Genomic DNA, 14,267 nt, shown 5'->3' with positions numbered 1-14,267 from the left:
AGAAAGGGAAACACCATTGTAAACCCTGCTCTCGCCCGTGCCAGCAACTTGCTTGCAGATCAAGCAGGCTTAGTGCCCCACCGCATGCATCGATTTCTCGCCGCCGCTGCGCACGGGGATGGGATTCAAACGGTCCATCCGGCCGCTCAGGGCCGTCAAGCCGAAGGCACCGAGCACGACCAGCGCGCCGATCCAGCCCGTGTGCACGAGGCCCAGGTGTTCCACGATCAAGCCGCCGCCCCAGGCGCCGCCGGCGATGCCAAGATTAAAGGCGGCGATATTCAGGCCGGAAGCGACGTCGACGGCGCGGGGCGTGAAGTGTTCCGCTTGCTGCACGACGTACACTTGCAAACCGGCCACGTTACCGAAGGCCACGGCACCCCACAGCAGCACGGTGATGACGACGAGCACGGGATGCGGCGCCGTGAAGGTCAGCAGCAGCAAGACGGCGGACAGCAGCAAAAAGATCAGTTTCAGGGCGCGCACTGGCCCCTTCTTGTCGGCCAGCTTGCCGCCCCAGATATTGCCGAACGCCACGGACACGCCATACACGAGCATCACCGCACCCACGGCGCCGGCGCTGAAACCCGACACTTGCTGCAGGATCGGCGCCAGATAGGTAAAGGCGATGAAGGAACCGCCATAGCCGACGGCCGTCATGGCGTACACCAGCAGCAGCCGGGGCTGGCCCAGCACCTGCACTTGCTGCAGCAGCGAGGCGGGCTTGCTGTGCTTGATGGTCGACGGCACGTACAACAGGCTGCCGATGAACGCCACCAGACCCAGGGCCGAGACGGCGAGGAAGGTTTCGCGCCAGCCGAAATGCTGGCCGATGAAGGTGCCCAGCGGCACGCCCGTCACCAGGGCCACGGTCAAGCCCGTAAACATGATGGCAATCGCGCTGGCCGCCTTGTCCTTCGGCACCAGCGAGGTGGCGATGGTCGAGCCGATGGAAAAGAACACGCCATGCGCCAGCCCCGTCAGGATGCGGGCGACGACGAGGGTTGCATAGCCCGGTGATTTCCACGCCAGCAAATTGCCCAGGGTGAACAAGACCATCAGCGACAGCAGCAGGGTTTTGCGCGGAATCTTGCCCGTCAGGGCGGTCAGCACGGGCGCGCCGACGGCGACGCCCAGCGCATACAGGCTGACCAGCAGGCCGGCCGACGGCAGGTTGACGCCCAGGTCGGCGGCGATGGTGGGCAACAGCCCCACGATGACAAACTCGGTGGTTCCGATGGCAAATGCGCTGAGGGTCAGCGCGAGCAAGGCAATGGGCATGGCAAACTCCGATCAATGATGTTGGCATGCAGTATCGGGGTTTTCTTTATTCCGAAAAATACCTGATCGGACAGAAGATAATTGCGCCTAACTCAACAATGTAATGGTCTGCTACACTGGCCGCATCAACACGGGGTCACCACCATGAATTCAGAAAAACTGGCGCTGCTGGTCACGCGCGAAATGCCATACGGGAAATATCAGGGACGCTTGCTGGCCGACTTGCCGGGACATTACTTGGGCTGGTTCGCGCGCGAGGGCTTTCCCTCGGGCGAACTGGGCAGTTTAATCGCGTTGATGTACGAACTCGACCACAACGATTTACGCAGCTTGCTCGACCCCTTGCGCACGCGCAAGTCGCCGTGGCGGCCGGGCGAGTAAGGAACAGGTCAGAACTGGCGCAGCTTCTTTGCCAGCATGGCGCTGAACTCGCCATTTTCCACGAGCTTTTGCAGCTCGCTGGCGCCGCCGATGAGCACGCCATTGACGAAAATCATGGGAAACGTGGGCCAACCCGTCCACATTTTCAAGGCATTGCGGCGGTGCCACTGGTTCAGATAACTGCCGTATTGCAGGTACTGGTAGGGCGTGCCCAGCACGTCGAGTATCTTGCGCGCCTTGCGCGGAAACGGATTGAGCGCCATGCCGACCACCACGACCTGGTGCGCGGCGATGGCCGCCTGCACCTCGCGCACGATGTCCTGGTGCTTGCTGCCGATCAAAGGGCGGGCGGCGGGATGGATCTGGGCTTCGTCGAGGATGGCGCGGGTCATGAAAGTCCTGGGGGCAGTGGCACGTGGCGTGCCGATCACGCATTGTGCCACGCACTCAGGCTGGCGTGGGCTACACTGCGCGTCTTCTCCCCCTTCACCTGAAATATATGCAAGCAATCACTCCCATGCCGGCATGCCGCACCCGCCGCCTGCTCGGCTCGCTTTTTCTCGCCGCCTGCGCCTCCAGCGCCCTGGCCGCTGCCGATCCCGGGCTTGAAAGCGGTCTGATCCAGGCGCTGCACCTGAAAAAGGGCACGACGCAAAGAGTGGGCACCTCCGGCAAGGCCATCGCCGCCTACATGCGCGAAGGCTACGTCGGCAAGCACCCGGACCAGCGCTTCGACTACACCGATTATTACCTGTTGAAAAAGCCGGCCGGCTTCATGGGGCATGCACTGGTGCTGATCGAGGAAGAATACATCACGCAATACATCGGCTGCTGCGTCAGCCCCGGGGCGGGCGTGACGCTCAAGGTGCAGGGCAGCACGCAGAAGCTGCAGGAGTTCGCCATCGCCCAGCGCTGCACCTTGACCGACCCCGTCGATATCGGACATGCACTGAGCGAGGTTGCCATCCAGGCCCGGCTGCCCCAAGGTCATTACGCGTCCTTGAGCTGCCGCGAACGCGATGCCGAGCGCGAAGAGCCTTGATGGCTGGCAGCCTTCAAAACAGTTCGTCGAGCAGCAAATGGAATTCCAGCTTGCCTTGATCGATATCAAGGAGCCCATATTGCTCAGCAAACCTTTGCTGTAGCGCGGCGTCCAACTGACCGAGAGCACGCCAGGCGATGGCCATGTCCTGGTAGCGGTCGGCAACGCCGGCCCGTCCCACGTCGAGGCAGCCGACGACGGCGCTTTCGTGCAGGAGGATATTTTCCAGCGAGAAGTCGCCATGCGTGACGACGAGGTCGGGCGTGAGCGGCTGGCAATCCTGCAGCGCCGCCCACACCTGTTCCGCCGTCCAGCCTTGGCGCGCGATATCGAAATCATCGGTGTCGACGAGGCCCGCATCGATGCGTTGGCATGCCTGGGCCAGCCGCACGGCAGGGCTGGCGTCGAACGGGCAGGCATCGACGGGCAGCGCATGCAGGCGGCGCAGGAAGGCTGCCAGCGCGTCGGCCACGGCGGGGCCAATCTCGGGATTGGCTTCCAGTAATTCGTGCGCCGTCTTGCCCGGCAGCGCCGCCGTCAGCAGCCATGCCTGCTGCGGGTCTGCCGCCTGGGCGAACTGGAGCACGACCGGCACGGGCAGGTATTGCGCCAGCCAGCGCAGCCGCGCCAGTTCATCGGCGAGCTCGGCGGCGGCAACACCCTTGCCATGCTTCAAAAACAGGTCCGGCGCGCCGTCCCTGCCCTGCAGCCTATAGACGGCAGCGTCCGATTCACCGGCGCTGTCGCGTACCCATCGATAGCCGGCCACGGCGGCGCGCAGGCTGGCGGGCATGGCTGCCGTCACGGCCGCTTGCCTCTTGTTCGAGATCGTCATCCGTCCGATCCTATGCCAGCGGCACGTGCAAGCCCATCTTGAGGCAGGTCAGCGCCACCGAGGTACGGTAGCGCCGGATATTGTCGTCGCCGCCGAACAGGCGTTCCGTCAGTGCCTCGTATTCGGCCATGCTGCTGGCGGTGATGACCAGCAGGTAATCGGCCTCGCCGGTAATCCCATAGCATTGCTGGATGGCAGGTTCGGCCATGATGCGCGCGCGCATGCCGGCCGTGCGCTGCGGGTGCTCGTCGTGCAAATGCACTTCCACCGTCAAGATCAAGGGACGGCCCAACCGGCTCGCGTCGAGCACGGCCACTTCATGACGGATCACCCCGCTCTCGCGCAGGCGGCGGATGCGCCGCTGCACGGCCGGCGCCGACAAATGCACGGCCTGGGCGATTTCGCGTTGCGAGGTCGTGTTATCGCGCTGCAGGATGTCGAGGATGGCCAGGTCGAAGGCATCGAGGTCGGGCGAAGGCGTGAGCGAAAGTTGCGTCATGAAGGTCAAAATGCAGTGCAAATATCGGAGCAGACACAATAAACTTTCACCATTCCGATATCAAGCCTTTTATCACCATGCCATTACGCCGCTATTCCTCGTTCATTCCCCTGCTCGCCATCCTCGGCTCCGTCACCGCGCTGGGGCTGGGCACCTCATGGGCCAAGCACAGCCTGTTCCCGCTGGTCGGTGCGCAAGGCACGACGGCCGTGCGTGTGGGCTTTTCCGCGCTGCTGCTGTTGCTGTTCTGGCGCCCGTGGCGCTGGCAGCTGAGCCACGCCGACCTGCGCACGGTGGCCCTGTACGGCGCGGCGCTGGGCTTGACCAACCTGTGCTTCTACATGGCCTTGCGCACGATCCCGTTCGGCATCGCCGTGGCCATCGAGTTTTCCGGCCCGCTGGCCGTGGCGCTGCTGGCCTCGCGCCGCGCGCTCGACTTCGTCTGGGTGGCCCTGGCCGTGGCGGGACTGGCGCTGCTGCTGCCGCTCGGCCACGACATCAGCAATCTCGATCCCACGGGCGTGCTGTTCGCCCTGGGCGCGGCCGTCTGCTGGGCCTCGTACATCGTCTTCGGCAAGCGCGCCAGCCATCTGCATGCGGGCCATTCCGTCTCGCTGGGCCTGGCCATGGCCGCGCTGGTGGTCGTGCCCGTGGGCGTGATGCACAGCGGCGCCGCCCTGCTCTCGCCCGCCGTGCTGGGCATCGGCCTGGGCGTGGCCCTCATTTCCAGCGCGATACCGATCTCGCTGGAAATGGTCGCCCTGAAACGGCTGACGCCGCAAGCGTTCGGCATCATGAGCAGCATGGAACCGGCCGTGGCCGCCATGCTGGCCTACATCCTGCTCGATGAACGGCTCGGTGCCGGGCAGTGGCTGGCGATTGCCATGATCATGGCCGCGTCCATGGGCAGCTCGTACATGGCGCAGCGGCAGAGACGCGGCGCGGCAGCGCTCAGGCCCGAATACAAATCGTGAAGCGCGCGCCGCCCAGCGGTGAATCGTCGACGGCGATGGCGCCGCCGTGCAGCGCGACAGCCCTGGCGGCGATGGCCAGTCCCAGGCCGTGGCCTGCGGCCGCATGGTCCTGCTCGCGCTCCAGGCGGTAGAACGGGGCGAACACCCGTTCGCGCTGGTCGGCGGGAATGCCGGGACCATCGTCCTCGATAACGATGCGCAGCGCCTCGCCATCGCGCACGGCCGACAGCGCCACGCGCGCCACGGCATATTTGGCCGCATTGCCCAGCAGGTTGCCGACGGCGCGCGCCAGCAGGCGGGGGTCGCCGCGCAGCTCGCCCAGGTCGGCGGCGATGCTGGCGTCCACCTGGCGCGGCAAGGCCGCCGCCAGGCAGGCGTGCAGCAGGGGCGCCAGCGCGAAGGACTGGCGCGGCAGCGCCTGCGCATGATCGAGCTGCATCAGGCCCAACAGCTCATTGACGAGGGTTTTCAGTTCATCGACATCGGCGCCCATGGCGTCGACGCGCCGCTGCAGGTCGGGCTGGCCGTCCGCATGCCGCGCGGCCAGCAGTTCCAGGCCGAATTCCAGCCGCGCGATCGGCGTGCGCAGCTCGTGCGAGACCGACAGCAGCAAATGCTTGCGCGCCTCCAGCAGCGAACCGATGCGCCCGGCCATGTCGTTGATGCGGCCCGCCAGCGGCGCGATGCTCGATGCGGGGCTGACCCGCGCCCGCGCGGCCAGGTCGCCCTGTCCGAAATCGTCGGCCATGCGCGACAGCGCCGCCAGGCTGCGGCCGTGCGCGCGCGTCCACCAGCCCAGCGGCAGCAGCAGGCATAGCGCGATGACGGCGAAACGGATCGCTTCCATGCGCAGCGCCTGGCCCACGTCGATGGGCAGCTTCTGCGCGTGGAGCACGTCGTCGTCGCTGCCGGCATAGCGCGCGCCCGTGACGTCGACGCGGCGGTAAAAGCCCTTGCCGCCCACGTCCATCACGACAGCGCCTTGCAACAGCGGCGCGCGCCGGACGGCCGGCAGCGCCGCCAATACCGTGGCCAGCGGCTGCAGTTCCAGCGTGACGTCCGACACTTCGCGCACCTTGTTCAGGCGCGGCAGCCATTCGTCGGCGGGTGCCTGGTCGATGTACTGCTCCAGCAGGAAGATCTGGCCGGCCGCCTGGTCGCGCGCGATATGCTCGAGCGGATCGCCGAACAGGCGGCTGAAGGTGAAGTAAATGACGCCGCTGCCCAGCGCGATGGCCAGCAGCACCAGCAGCGCGAAACGCCAGAACAGGCGGTTCATTCCCAGGCCGAGGGCGTGAGCAGGTAGCCTTCGCCCCACACCGTCTTGATGCGCTCGGCGGCGGTGTCGTCGAACTTGCGGCGCAGGCGCGAGATGCAGTTGTCGATGCTGCGGTCGAGGCCATCGAATTCGATGCCGCGCATCTTGACGAGGATGTCGTTGCGCGACATGACCTTGCCCGCGGCATCGGCCAGGATGGCGAACAGCTTGAATTCGGCGCTGTTCATGGCGATTTCCTGACCGCGCCAGTGCACGGCGCGGTTCTCGCGCGACACGCGCAGCTGGCCGATGACGATATCGCTGCCGGCCGCCGCGCTGCCGCGCCGCTGCAGCGCGCGCAAGCGGGCCAGCAGCACGCGCGGCTGGATCGGCTTGTTCACGTAGTCGTCGGCGCCCTGCTCCAGGCCCGAGACTTCGTCGAAGGTGTCTTCGCGCGCCGTCAGTATCAGGATGGGCACGGCGCTGAGCTGGCGCAGCTGGCGGCACACCACCAGGCCGTCGACGCCGGGCAGGGTCAGGTCGAGTATCACCAGCTCGGGCTGGGTATCGCGAAAACGCGCCAGGGCCTGGTCGCCGCGCGTGACCACGTCAACCGCATAGTCGTATTGCTCCAGGTATTCCTTGACCAGCGCGGCCAGCCGCGCATCGTCCTCCACCAGCATGACACCTTGCATCGCTCCTCCGCGCCGCCATTTTTGTGGCGTATTGTAGTGGAGCGCGGCGCGCCTGTGGCAAATTCGACAATCCCGTACACATTGCTACACTTTCTATACAAATGCGGCCTACAAATTGAGGACAATTCGAAGACAAACACGGGCGGATTCCGGGACGCTGTTTGCCTAACATTCATGGCTCTTACCTCAACCGGAATCCGAACATGAAAAAATTTGCATGCAGCACCCTGCTCGCCGTCGCCGCCACCTCGCTCGTCCACGCCGAAGGCATGTACGTGGGCGCCAACATCAGCCCGGCCAGCGACGGCAAGATCCAGTATGCGGCCGGTGGCGCGACAAGCCAGCGCGACGCCAGCGGCAAGGCGCTGCCTTTCGGCGTCTTCGCCGGCTATGAACTGACGCCGGCCTGGGCGCTGGAGGGCGGCTACCGCGCCAGCGGCGGCGCGACCAGCTTCGACCTCGACCCCGGCTACCGGCTCAGGGTGCGCGCCAGCGCCGCCTACCTGGCGGCGCGCGGCACCTGGCGTCTGGACGAGGACTGGTCGCTGTTCGCCAAGGCGGGCATGGCGCGCAGCCGCGTCAAATTCTCCATCGACGGCAGGAATGCGCCGCCCGGTGAATCGGCCGGCAAGACGGGCCTGTACGCGAGCGTGGGAGCGGCTTACCAGATCAACAAGGACGTGGCGCTGCAGCTCGAATGGGAGCACGCCCCGACAGTCAGATACGAAGGACTCGACAGCACGATGAACCGCATCGCGCTCGGTGTCCGTTTCGGTTTTTAAAGGATGGCATGCACAAGTTCGCTCCCCGTTTTTCTCCCCGGTTTTCTCCCCGGTTATTGCTGCCGGCGCTGCTGCTGGCCGGCGGCGCCGGCGCGCAGATGATGCCCGACGGGAGCCGGGACATGTACGTGGGCGCGGCCGTCACGGGCAGCTCCGCGACGGCCGATGGCGCGCCGCGCGCCGCCGTCCTGCGGCCGCTGCTGCAGGTCCAGTGGAGCAATGGCGTGTTCGTCTCGGCCAGCGGCGTGGCGGGCATGCACCTGTCGGCCACGCCGGGCATTGAATACGGCCCGCTGCTGGCCGCCAGCAACGCGCGCGATCCGGAAGATGGCTGGCGCCTGCGCGGCACGCGGCGCATCAAGGGCTCGCCCGACGTGGGCGGCTTTTATGGCTATTACCTGGGCGAGCAGATGCGCGTCACGTCGAACCTGGTGTACGACACGAGCGCGCACGGCTGGCGCGCGCAGTTCGCCGTGCAAAAGACCCTGCCCTCGCTGGCGGCCCATCATACGGTGACCGTGTCGGCCGGCGTGTCGCTGGCCAGCGGCGCCGTGATGGAGGAGCGCTACGCCGTCAGCGTTGCTGCCGGCGGCGCGCGCGACTACCGCCCGGCCGGCGGCGTCACCGCCATCGAGGCAGGCGTCAACTGGAACTGGGCGCTGAGCAGCAAGTGGCTGCTCAACAGCGCCGTCACGGGCACGCGGCTGGGCAGCGGGCCGGCCGGCAGTCCCGTCATCGAACGGCGCAACGTCATCAGCTGGTCCACCGGCCTCGGCTACCGGTTTTAAGCGGCATGCTCAAGCCCCTGCTTCTCGGCCTGGCATTGCTGCCCGCGTTCGCAGGCGCCCAGGAAGGCAGCGACTGGACCGCGTATCGCGACGCCTACCGCCACATGATCTGGTTCGAGAAGTACGGCAAACCCAAGCAATTGCTGCAGCAGCATCTGCGCTTGCGTCCGCGCGACGCCGGCGTGTCCACGGAGGGCTTGCGCCTGGCCTTGCACGGCAAGGACGCGCAGCTGGCGCTGCCGCTCGATGCTTTGGGGCGCGCCGTTTTCCCGTTTTCAAAGGCCGCCTATGACGACAACGCGGAGCTGACCTGGAACCGCAAGCCGGGGCAGATCTCGTCAAGCGCCTGGGTCTCCATCGTCACGCGGCCCGATGGCGTGTATGCGGCGGCCGACCTGCGCGCCGCCTGCGAACAATTCCTCGCCTATACGCGCTATGCCGGCAGCGCTGGCGGCAAGCGCTGCGTCGGCGTGCAGTTTGCCTATGCGAGGACGGATGCGGCGCAAGTGCGCTATCAGGGCGGCGATGGCGCGGCGTTCCCGCTGGCGGCGCAGGACGGCCCCGCCTTTCCCGGCGACGCCGCCAGCGGCTTTCGCGTCTACGCCTTCCGTTTCCATGCGCATCCGGACGGGGGCCAGGTACTCACCGGCGGCACGCCGCTGGCGATCGCCGCCCTGCTGGAATAAGGCGGACCGCGCTCAGTGCGCGGCCGCCCCCGCCACGTGGGCGGCCAGGTTCCTGCGCGCCAGCCAGGCCAGCGGCAGCAGGGCCAGCAAGGCAGCCGCCACCCCGGCCCATGGCGACGACGCCATCAGCTGGCGCGAGACCATCAGCGCACCGAGCATGGAACCGAAGGAAATGCCGAGGTTGAACGCGGAAATATTCAGGCCCGAGGCAAAATCGACGGCTTGCGGCGTGTAGCGCTCGGCCGTGGCCAGCATGCCCGCCTGCAGGGCCGGAGACAGGCCGAAGGCGAACACGCCCCAGACGAACAGCATCACCGTCATCAGCCACTGGGACGTGATGGCCAGCGCCACGCCCACTTGCGTGGCGGCCAGCAACAGCAGCATCGATCGCAGCGCTTTTTGCCAGCCCAGGTGGCTCGTCAGGTAGCCGCCCGCCAGGTTACCGGCAAAGGTGGCGACGCCGAACACGATCAGCAGGGCGCTGGCCATGGTGGCGGAAAAGCCCGTCACATCCGTCAGGATGGGCGTAATGAACGTGAACGCGGCAAAGCTGCTGCCGAAGCCGAAGGTGGTCACCGCCATCATCGTCAGGATGGGGCCGCTGCCGAGGGCTGCCAGCTGCGTCATGGCCTTGCCGCCCTTACCCTGCTGCAAACCGGCCGGCAGCCAGCGCGCCATGGCGCCCAAACCCAGCGCAGCCAGGACCACCACGGCAAAGAACGGCAGGCGCCAGCCCATCAGGTTGCCGAGGAAGCTGCCCAGAGGCACGCCGATCACCATGGCCAGCGTCAGTCCCGCAAACATCACGGAAATCGCCCTGCCCGCCTGCGCCTTGTTCACCAGGCTGGCGGCCACGGTGGCGCCGATGGCAAAGAAGGTGCCGTGCGCCACGGCCGTGATGACCCGTCCCGCCAGCAGCAATTCAAACGTGTGGGAAAAGGCAGCCAGCAAATTACCGGCCAGGAACACGCTCATCAGCCCCAGCAAGGCCGCCTTGCGCGGCAGGCGCGACATCAATAACACGAGCAGCGGCGTGCCGATGGCCAGCGCCAGCGCGTACAGGCTCACCAGCGAGCCGGCCGATTCGATGGAAATGTGCAAATCTTTTGCAATGGCGGGCAAGATGCCGACGACGATGAATTCGGTCACGCCGATGGCAAAGGCGCCGACGGCCAGCGCCAGCACGCCGGGCGGCATGGTGCTGGCTGAAGGGGAAACAGGGTGTGCGGTGGTCATGATGGCTCCAACAAATAGTTCAAGCGGGCCAGTGTATCGAGATAAATACTTTTGATATAGACTCCGATAATGGAAACACCTGTGAAATGGATTCAATAATGGCCAGGCAAGACATCAACCGCGCGTTCGAGATGGCCGTGTTCGTGGCCGTGGTGGAAACGGGCGCCTTTTCCGCCGCCGCGCGCCGCCTGGCCCTGACGCCGTCGGCCGTCAGCAAGCTCGTCAATCGCCTGGAAGCGCGGCTCGGCGCACGTTTGCTCCAGCGCAGCACACGCCAGCTGCATACGACGCCCGAGGGCGACGCCTTCTTCGTGCAGTGCAAGCGCATCCTCGACGATATCGATGGCGCCGAGCGCGAAGCATCGCAGGGCGCCGCGCCGCGCGGACGCCTGCGCATCAACTGTTTCGTGCCGTTCGGCGTGCGCCACCTGCTGCCCATCCTGCCCGAGTTCGCGCAGCGCTATCCCGACATCGTGCTCGACGTCGTCGTCAGCGACGCCATCGTCGACCTGCTGGAAGACCGCACCGACATCGCCATCCGCACGGGCACGCTGAAGGCATCGAACCTGGTGGCGCGCAAACTGGGCGAAGACACGATGGTCGTCGTCGCCTCGCCAGCCTACGTGGCGCGGCACGGCCTGCCGCGCACGCCGCAGGAATTATCTGAACACAATTTATTGGCCTTCAACTTCCGCTGCCAGAACGAAACGTGGCCCTTCCTCGACGGGAGCGGCGGCACCTTGCAGGTGGCGCCGCAGGGCAATACCTGCGTCAGCGATGGCGAAAGCATGCGCCAGCTGGCGCTGGCCGGCATGGGGCTGGGACGCTTTTCGCGCCAGCACGTGCAGCGCGACATCGAGCAAGGCCGACTCATGCCAGTGCTGCAGGACTACAATCCCGGCGACAAGGAACTCGTGCACGCCGTCTTCGTGGGACCGGGCCTGCAAGTGCCGGCCAGGGTGCGCGTGATGCTCGATTATCTGCTGGAAAAAGTGCAGCTGGGATGAGCGCCGCCCGCCGGCATCGCGTCTTATAATCGGCCATATCGTTGAAACCCCAGGGAGCCGCGCCATGCATGACGACTTGATCCGCACCTTGCAAACCCGCTTCAGCCGGCACATGCACCGCCATCCGGGATGGACCTGGGACAAGGTGCTGGCGCGCTTGAACGCCGCTCCCGCCAGCCTGGTGGCATTGCAGAAAATGGAAGACACGGGCGGCGAACCGGACGTCATCGGGCACGCCGGCGAGACGGATGCCGTCACGTTTTGCGATTGCTCAACAGAAAGCCCGATCGGCCGGCGCAGCCTGTGTTTCGACGCGGCGGCCCTGGCTGCGCGCAAGGCCAACAAGCCGGCCGGCAGCGCGCTCGCCATGGCGCAGGCGATGGGCATCGCCTTGCTGACGCAGGCGCAGTACCGGCAGTTGCAAGAGCTGGAACCGTTCGACCGCAAGACCTCGAGCTGGATCGCCACGCCGGACAGCATCCGGGCATTGGGCGGCGCCCTGTTTGGCGACCGCCGCTATGACCAGGTCTTCGTCTATCACAACGGCGCCGAATCGTATTATGCGAGCCGGGGCTTTCGCGGACTGCTGCGCGTCTGAGCGACGCCGGTTCAGACCGCCTCTTCCAGGCGCAACTGCCGGCCTTCATCGAGCATCAGCTCGAATTCGGCCGCCGGCACGGCCGGGCTGAACAGATAGCCTTGCAGCTGGTCGCAGCCGAGTTCGCGCAGGAAGCGCATCTGTTCGGCCGTTTCCACCCCTTCGGCGACGATTTCCTGGCGCAGCTGCTGCGCCATGGTGACGATGGCGCGGGCGATGGCGCAATCGTTTTCCTCGAAGGGCAAGCCGATGACGAAGGAGCGGTCGATTTTCAATGTGCTGATGGGGAATTTCTTCAGGTAGGCGAGGCTGGAATAGCCGGTGCCGAAATCATCGAGCGCCAGCGCCAGTCCCATGGCCACCAGCTGGTTCATGATGCCGATGACCTTGTCGGCGCCGCGCATCAGCAGGCTTTCCGTGATTTCCAGCATGATCTGGTCGGGCCGCACCTGGTAGCGCTCGAGTACGGCCGCTATGCGCGCCGGCAACTGTTCATCGAACTGGCGCGCCGACAGGTTGACGGCGATGGCCGGCATGTGCAGGCCACGGTCTTCCCAGCTGCGGATCTGGCGGCACGCCTCGTCCAGCACCCAGGTGCCCAGCTCCAGAATCAGACTGGTTTCCTCGGCGACGGGGATGAAGACGCCGGGCGAAACCATGCCGCGCATCGGATGCTTCCAGCGCAGCAAGGCTTCCGCGCCCACGATGCGTCCGCTGGCCAGGCTCACTTTCGGCTGGTAATGCAATTCCAGCTCCTTGTCGCCGAGCGCCAGCCGCATTTCGCTTTCCAGGCGCAGATGCTCCTTGGCCCTGCGGTTCATGTCTTCGCGGTAGAACAGGAAGGTCGATTCGATGGTCTGCCCCGCCTTGGCCACGGCCACGTCGGCAAAGCGGAACAGGGCCGGCGCTTCCAGGCCGTCTTCCGGATACACGGTGATGCCGATGCTGGCGCCCACGTGCAGCGCGTGCGCGTCGATATTGATCGGCGCCTCGAGCAGGTTGAGCAGCTTTTGCGCCACGTTGGCCGCGTGTTCGCGCTTTTCGATGTGCAGCAGGGCCACGACGAATTTGCTGTTGTCGACCCGCGCCAGGATGTCGGCGTCGCGCAGGGCGCCGCGGAACAGCTGGCCGATGGCGATCACCAGCTGGTCGCCCACTTCATGGCCCAGGGTGTCGCTGATGGAACCGATGCGGCTGATGTCGATGACCATCAGCGCGCCATGCGTGCCTTGCCGTTTCGCTTCGGCCAGGCCCTGGTCGACCAATTGGTTCAGCAGGCAGCGGTTGGGCAATCCCGTCAGGCTGTCGTAGTTGGCCATGCGCTGCATGCGCGCCTCGGCATCCTTGTGCACCGAGATATCGGAAAACAGGGAAAATACATGGCTGATTTCGCCAAATTCGTCGCGCACGACGCTGATGGTGACGTCTTGCGGGAACAGTTCGCCATTCTTGCGCTTGCCGATGATTTCGCCGCGCCAGGAACCGTGGCCGCGCATGGCGGCGCGCACCTTGGCGCGGAAATCCGGGTCGTGCACGCCCGAGCGCAGCAAGTCCGGCGTGCGGCCGATGGCTTCGGCCGGCGAATAGCCGGTGATGCGGGAAAACGAGCTGTTGATCGAGACGATGCGCTCTTCCGCATCCGTGATCAGCACGGCTTGCTCGCTGTCTTCGATGATGCGGGCGTGCAACCGGACCTTGTCCACGTCGGACAGCGGCTCGCTCATGGCCGACAGGCGCACGGCCATGCCGCAGCCCTTGCCCGCCTGGTCGTGGATCACATGGCGGTGCATGCGCAGCCATGTCACCATGCCCGACTTCTTGCGCCGGCGCACATCGGTGGCCACGTCGCCCTGCGTGAAATGCAGTTCCAGCACGCTCGCTTCCGCGTCGTCTTCCGGATACAAAAACAGGATGTGCTGGCCCAGTGCTTCCAGTTCGGAATAGCCGAACATCTGTTCGGCGCCATGGTTCCAGCCGATCAAAAAGCCGTCGGGATCGATTTCCAGCAAGGCGTCAGGGGGCGCCACGCGCACCACGGGCCGGCTGGCGCCGCGCAGCCGCTCCAGCTCTTCCTCCAGCCGCGCCAGGGTGGCGGCCTGCTGCGGCCCCGCCTGTTCACGGGCATCCTGGGCCAGGCGCAGGCACAGCGCGACCTTCGCCTCAAGCATGGCAACCCCACTCTTGGACCAGGTCAGGGGAAGGTAT

Annotated in this window: 16 protein-coding genes; 8 read left to right on the top strand and 8 right to left on the bottom strand. The window is 65.9% G+C overall.

From position 1 onward, the window contains the following. Positions 1-69: 69 nt before the first annotated feature. On the bottom strand, positions 70-1,281 hold the full coding sequence (locus IGS60_RS14625) for an MFS transporter (RefSeq protein WP_070311386.1): 1,212 nt from the start codon (positions 1,279-1,281) through the stop codon (positions 70-72). A gap of 144 nt (positions 1,282-1,425) precedes the next feature. Here IGS60_RS14625 and IGS60_RS14620 point away from each other — a divergent pair, with 144 nt between their 5' ends. Then, positions 1,426-1,662, top strand: coding sequence for a DUF3820 family protein (locus IGS60_RS14620; protein ID WP_034749909.1), 237 nt, complete (start codon positions 1,426-1,428; stop codon positions 1,660-1,662). An 8-nt stretch (positions 1,663-1,670) separates the two neighbouring features. Here the strand turns inward: IGS60_RS14620 and IGS60_RS14615 are convergent, their stop codons facing one another. Then, positions 1,671-2,054 carry a glutaredoxin gene (locus IGS60_RS14615; protein WP_070224062.1) on the bottom strand — a complete coding sequence of 128 codons (384 nt, stop codon included), beginning with the start codon at positions 2,052-2,054 and terminating at the stop codon, positions 1,671-1,673. 107 nt (positions 2,055-2,161) lie between these two features. Here IGS60_RS14615 and IGS60_RS14610 point away from each other — a divergent pair, with 107 nt between their 5' ends. Then, a complete protein-coding gene (locus IGS60_RS14610; protein WP_230505167.1) occupies positions 2,162-2,704 on the top strand; it encodes a hypothetical protein in 543 nt (180 codons plus the stop codon). Positions 2,705-2,717: 13 nt separating this feature from the next. Here IGS60_RS14610 and IGS60_RS14605 read toward each other — a convergent pair whose 3' ends face one another. Together IGS60_RS14605 and IGS60_RS14600 are read right to left on the bottom strand one after the other, a co-directional pair. Continuing rightward, positions 2,718-3,539, bottom strand: coding sequence for an APH(3') family aminoglycoside O-phosphotransferase (locus IGS60_RS14605; protein WP_230505164.1), 822 nt, complete (start codon positions 3,537-3,539; stop codon positions 2,718-2,720). Positions 3,540-3,549: 10 nt separating this feature from the next. Further along, positions 3,550-4,038 (bottom strand): Lrp/AsnC family transcriptional regulator, encoded by a 489-nt coding sequence (locus IGS60_RS14600; protein WP_230505163.1) that lies wholly within the window; start codon positions 4,036-4,038, stop codon positions 3,550-3,552. A 77-nt stretch (positions 4,039-4,115) separates the two neighbouring features. On the opposite strand from IGS60_RS14600, the gene IGS60_RS14595 reads away from it, so the two are divergent. Next, positions 4,116-5,012 (top strand): DMT family transporter, encoded by an 897-nt coding sequence (locus IGS60_RS14595; RefSeq protein ID WP_230505161.1) that lies wholly within the window; start codon positions 4,116-4,118, stop codon positions 5,010-5,012. On the opposite strand, the gene IGS60_RS14590 is transcribed toward IGS60_RS14595, so the two are convergent. Together IGS60_RS14590 and IGS60_RS14585 are read right to left on the bottom strand one after the other, a co-directional pair. Further along, positions 4,990-6,291, bottom strand: a complete 1,302-nt coding sequence (locus IGS60_RS14590; protein ID WP_230505159.1) for an ATP-binding protein — start codon at positions 6,289-6,291, stop codon at positions 4,990-4,992. The two genes, IGS60_RS14595 and IGS60_RS14590, sit on opposite strands and share 23 nt — an antisense overlap. Beyond that, positions 6,288-6,965, bottom strand: a complete 678-nt coding sequence (locus IGS60_RS14585; RefSeq protein ID WP_070224073.1) for a response regulator transcription factor — start codon at positions 6,963-6,965, stop codon at positions 6,288-6,290. Before IGS60_RS14585 ends, IGS60_RS14590 begins: the two co-directional genes overlap by 4 nt. Before the next feature lie 203 nt (positions 6,966-7,168). Between IGS60_RS14585 and IGS60_RS14580 the strand changes: the two genes are divergently transcribed. The 3 genes from IGS60_RS14580 to IGS60_RS14570 are packed head-to-tail and all read left to right on the top strand — an operon-like array spanning position 7,169 to position 9,221. Further along, a complete protein-coding gene (locus IGS60_RS14580) occupies positions 7,169-7,747 on the top strand; it encodes a porin family protein (protein ID WP_230505157.1) in 579 nt (192 codons plus the stop codon). Positions 7,748-7,755: 8 nt separating this feature from the next. Beyond that, entirely contained in the window at positions 7,756-8,535 is a 780-nt protein-coding gene (locus tag IGS60_RS14575) for a MipA/OmpV family protein (RefSeq protein ID WP_230505155.1), read from the top strand. 5 nt (positions 8,536-8,540) lie between these two features. Further along, complete coding sequence (locus tag IGS60_RS14570; RefSeq protein ID WP_230505153.1) at positions 8,541-9,221, top strand: hypothetical protein; 681 nt, start codon at positions 8,541-8,543, stop codon at positions 9,219-9,221. 12 nt (positions 9,222-9,233) lie between these two features. Here IGS60_RS14570 and IGS60_RS14565 read toward each other — a convergent pair whose 3' ends face one another. Next, entirely contained in the window at positions 9,234-10,457 is a 1,224-nt protein-coding gene (locus IGS60_RS14565) for an MFS transporter (RefSeq protein ID WP_230505151.1), read from the bottom strand. 98 nt (positions 10,458-10,555) lie between these two features. Between IGS60_RS14565 and IGS60_RS14560 the strand changes: the two genes are divergently transcribed. Both IGS60_RS14560 and IGS60_RS14555 read left to right on the top strand, forming a co-directional pair. Then, complete coding sequence (locus IGS60_RS14560; RefSeq protein ID WP_230505149.1) at positions 10,556-11,464, top strand: LysR family transcriptional regulator; 909 nt, start codon at positions 10,556-10,558, stop codon at positions 11,462-11,464. Positions 11,465-11,528: 64 nt separating this feature from the next. Then, a complete protein-coding gene (locus tag IGS60_RS14555) occupies positions 11,529-12,062 on the top strand; it encodes a DUF4256 domain-containing protein (protein ID WP_070224084.1) in 534 nt (177 codons plus the stop codon). A gap of 11 nt (positions 12,063-12,073) precedes the next feature. On the opposite strand, the gene IGS60_RS14550 is transcribed toward IGS60_RS14555, so the two are convergent. Beyond that, positions 12,074-14,230 carry a bifunctional diguanylate cyclase/phosphodiesterase gene (locus IGS60_RS14550; RefSeq protein WP_070288739.1) on the bottom strand — a complete coding sequence of 719 codons (2,157 nt, stop codon included), beginning with the start codon at positions 14,228-14,230 and terminating at the stop codon, positions 12,074-12,076. Between the last annotated feature and the right edge of the window lie 37 nt (positions 14,231-14,267).

The sequence above is a fragment of the Janthinobacterium sp. FW305-128 genome, from assembly GCF_020858135.1.
Classification (GTDB): Bacteria; Pseudomonadota; Gammaproteobacteria; order Burkholderiales; family Burkholderiaceae_D; genus Janthinobacterium.
Note: the sequence above shows the minus strand (reverse complement) of the source record. Positions and strands in the feature narration are given on the sequence as shown.

Excerpts from the sequence above, each read along its gene's own strand:
- IGS60_RS14625 (WP_070311386.1), bottom strand. The coding sequence starts at position 1,281 with ATGCCCATTGCCTTGCTCGCGCTGACCCTCAGCGCATTTGCCATCGGA.
- IGS60_RS14620 (WP_034749909.1), top strand. The coding sequence starts at position 1,426 with ATGAATTCAGAAAAACTGGCGCTGCTGGTCACGCGCGAAATGCCATAC.
- IGS60_RS14615 (WP_070224062.1), bottom strand. The coding sequence starts at position 2,054 with ATGACCCGCGCCATCCTCGACGAAGCCCAGATCCATCCCGCCGCCCGC.
- IGS60_RS14610 (WP_230505167.1), top strand. The coding sequence starts at position 2,162 with ATGCAAGCAATCACTCCCATGCCGGCATGCCGCACCCGCCGCCTGCTC.
- IGS60_RS14605 (WP_230505164.1), bottom strand. The coding sequence starts at position 3,539 with ATGACGATCTCGAACAAGAGGCAAGCGGCCGTGACGGCAGCCATGCCC.
- IGS60_RS14600 (WP_230505163.1), bottom strand. The coding sequence starts at position 4,038 with ATGACGCAACTTTCGCTCACGCCTTCGCCCGACCTCGATGCCTTCGAC.
- IGS60_RS14595 (WP_230505161.1), top strand. The coding sequence starts at position 4,116 with ATGCCATTACGCCGCTATTCCTCGTTCATTCCCCTGCTCGCCATCCTC.
- IGS60_RS14590 (WP_230505159.1), bottom strand. The coding sequence starts at position 6,291 with ATGAACCGCCTGTTCTGGCGTTTCGCGCTGCTGGTGCTGCTGGCCATC.
- IGS60_RS14585 (WP_070224073.1), bottom strand. The coding sequence starts at position 6,965 with ATGCAAGGTGTCATGCTGGTGGAGGACGATGCGCGGCTGGCCGCGCTG.
- IGS60_RS14580 (WP_230505157.1), top strand. The coding sequence starts at position 7,169 with ATGAAAAAATTTGCATGCAGCACCCTGCTCGCCGTCGCCGCCACCTCG.
- IGS60_RS14575 (WP_230505155.1), top strand. The coding sequence starts at position 7,756 with ATGCACAAGTTCGCTCCCCGTTTTTCTCCCCGGTTTTCTCCCCGGTTA.
- IGS60_RS14570 (WP_230505153.1), top strand. The coding sequence starts at position 8,541 with ATGCTCAAGCCCCTGCTTCTCGGCCTGGCATTGCTGCCCGCGTTCGCA.
- IGS60_RS14565 (WP_230505151.1), bottom strand. The coding sequence starts at position 10,457 with ATGACCACCGCACACCCTGTTTCCCCTTCAGCCAGCACCATGCCGCCC.
- IGS60_RS14560 (WP_230505149.1), top strand. The coding sequence starts at position 10,556 with ATGGCCAGGCAAGACATCAACCGCGCGTTCGAGATGGCCGTGTTCGTG.
- IGS60_RS14555 (WP_070224084.1), top strand. The coding sequence starts at position 11,529 with ATGCATGACGACTTGATCCGCACCTTGCAAACCCGCTTCAGCCGGCAC.
- IGS60_RS14550 (WP_070288739.1), bottom strand. The coding sequence starts at position 14,230 with ATGCTTGAGGCGAAGGTCGCGCTGTGCCTGCGCCTGGCCCAGGATGCC.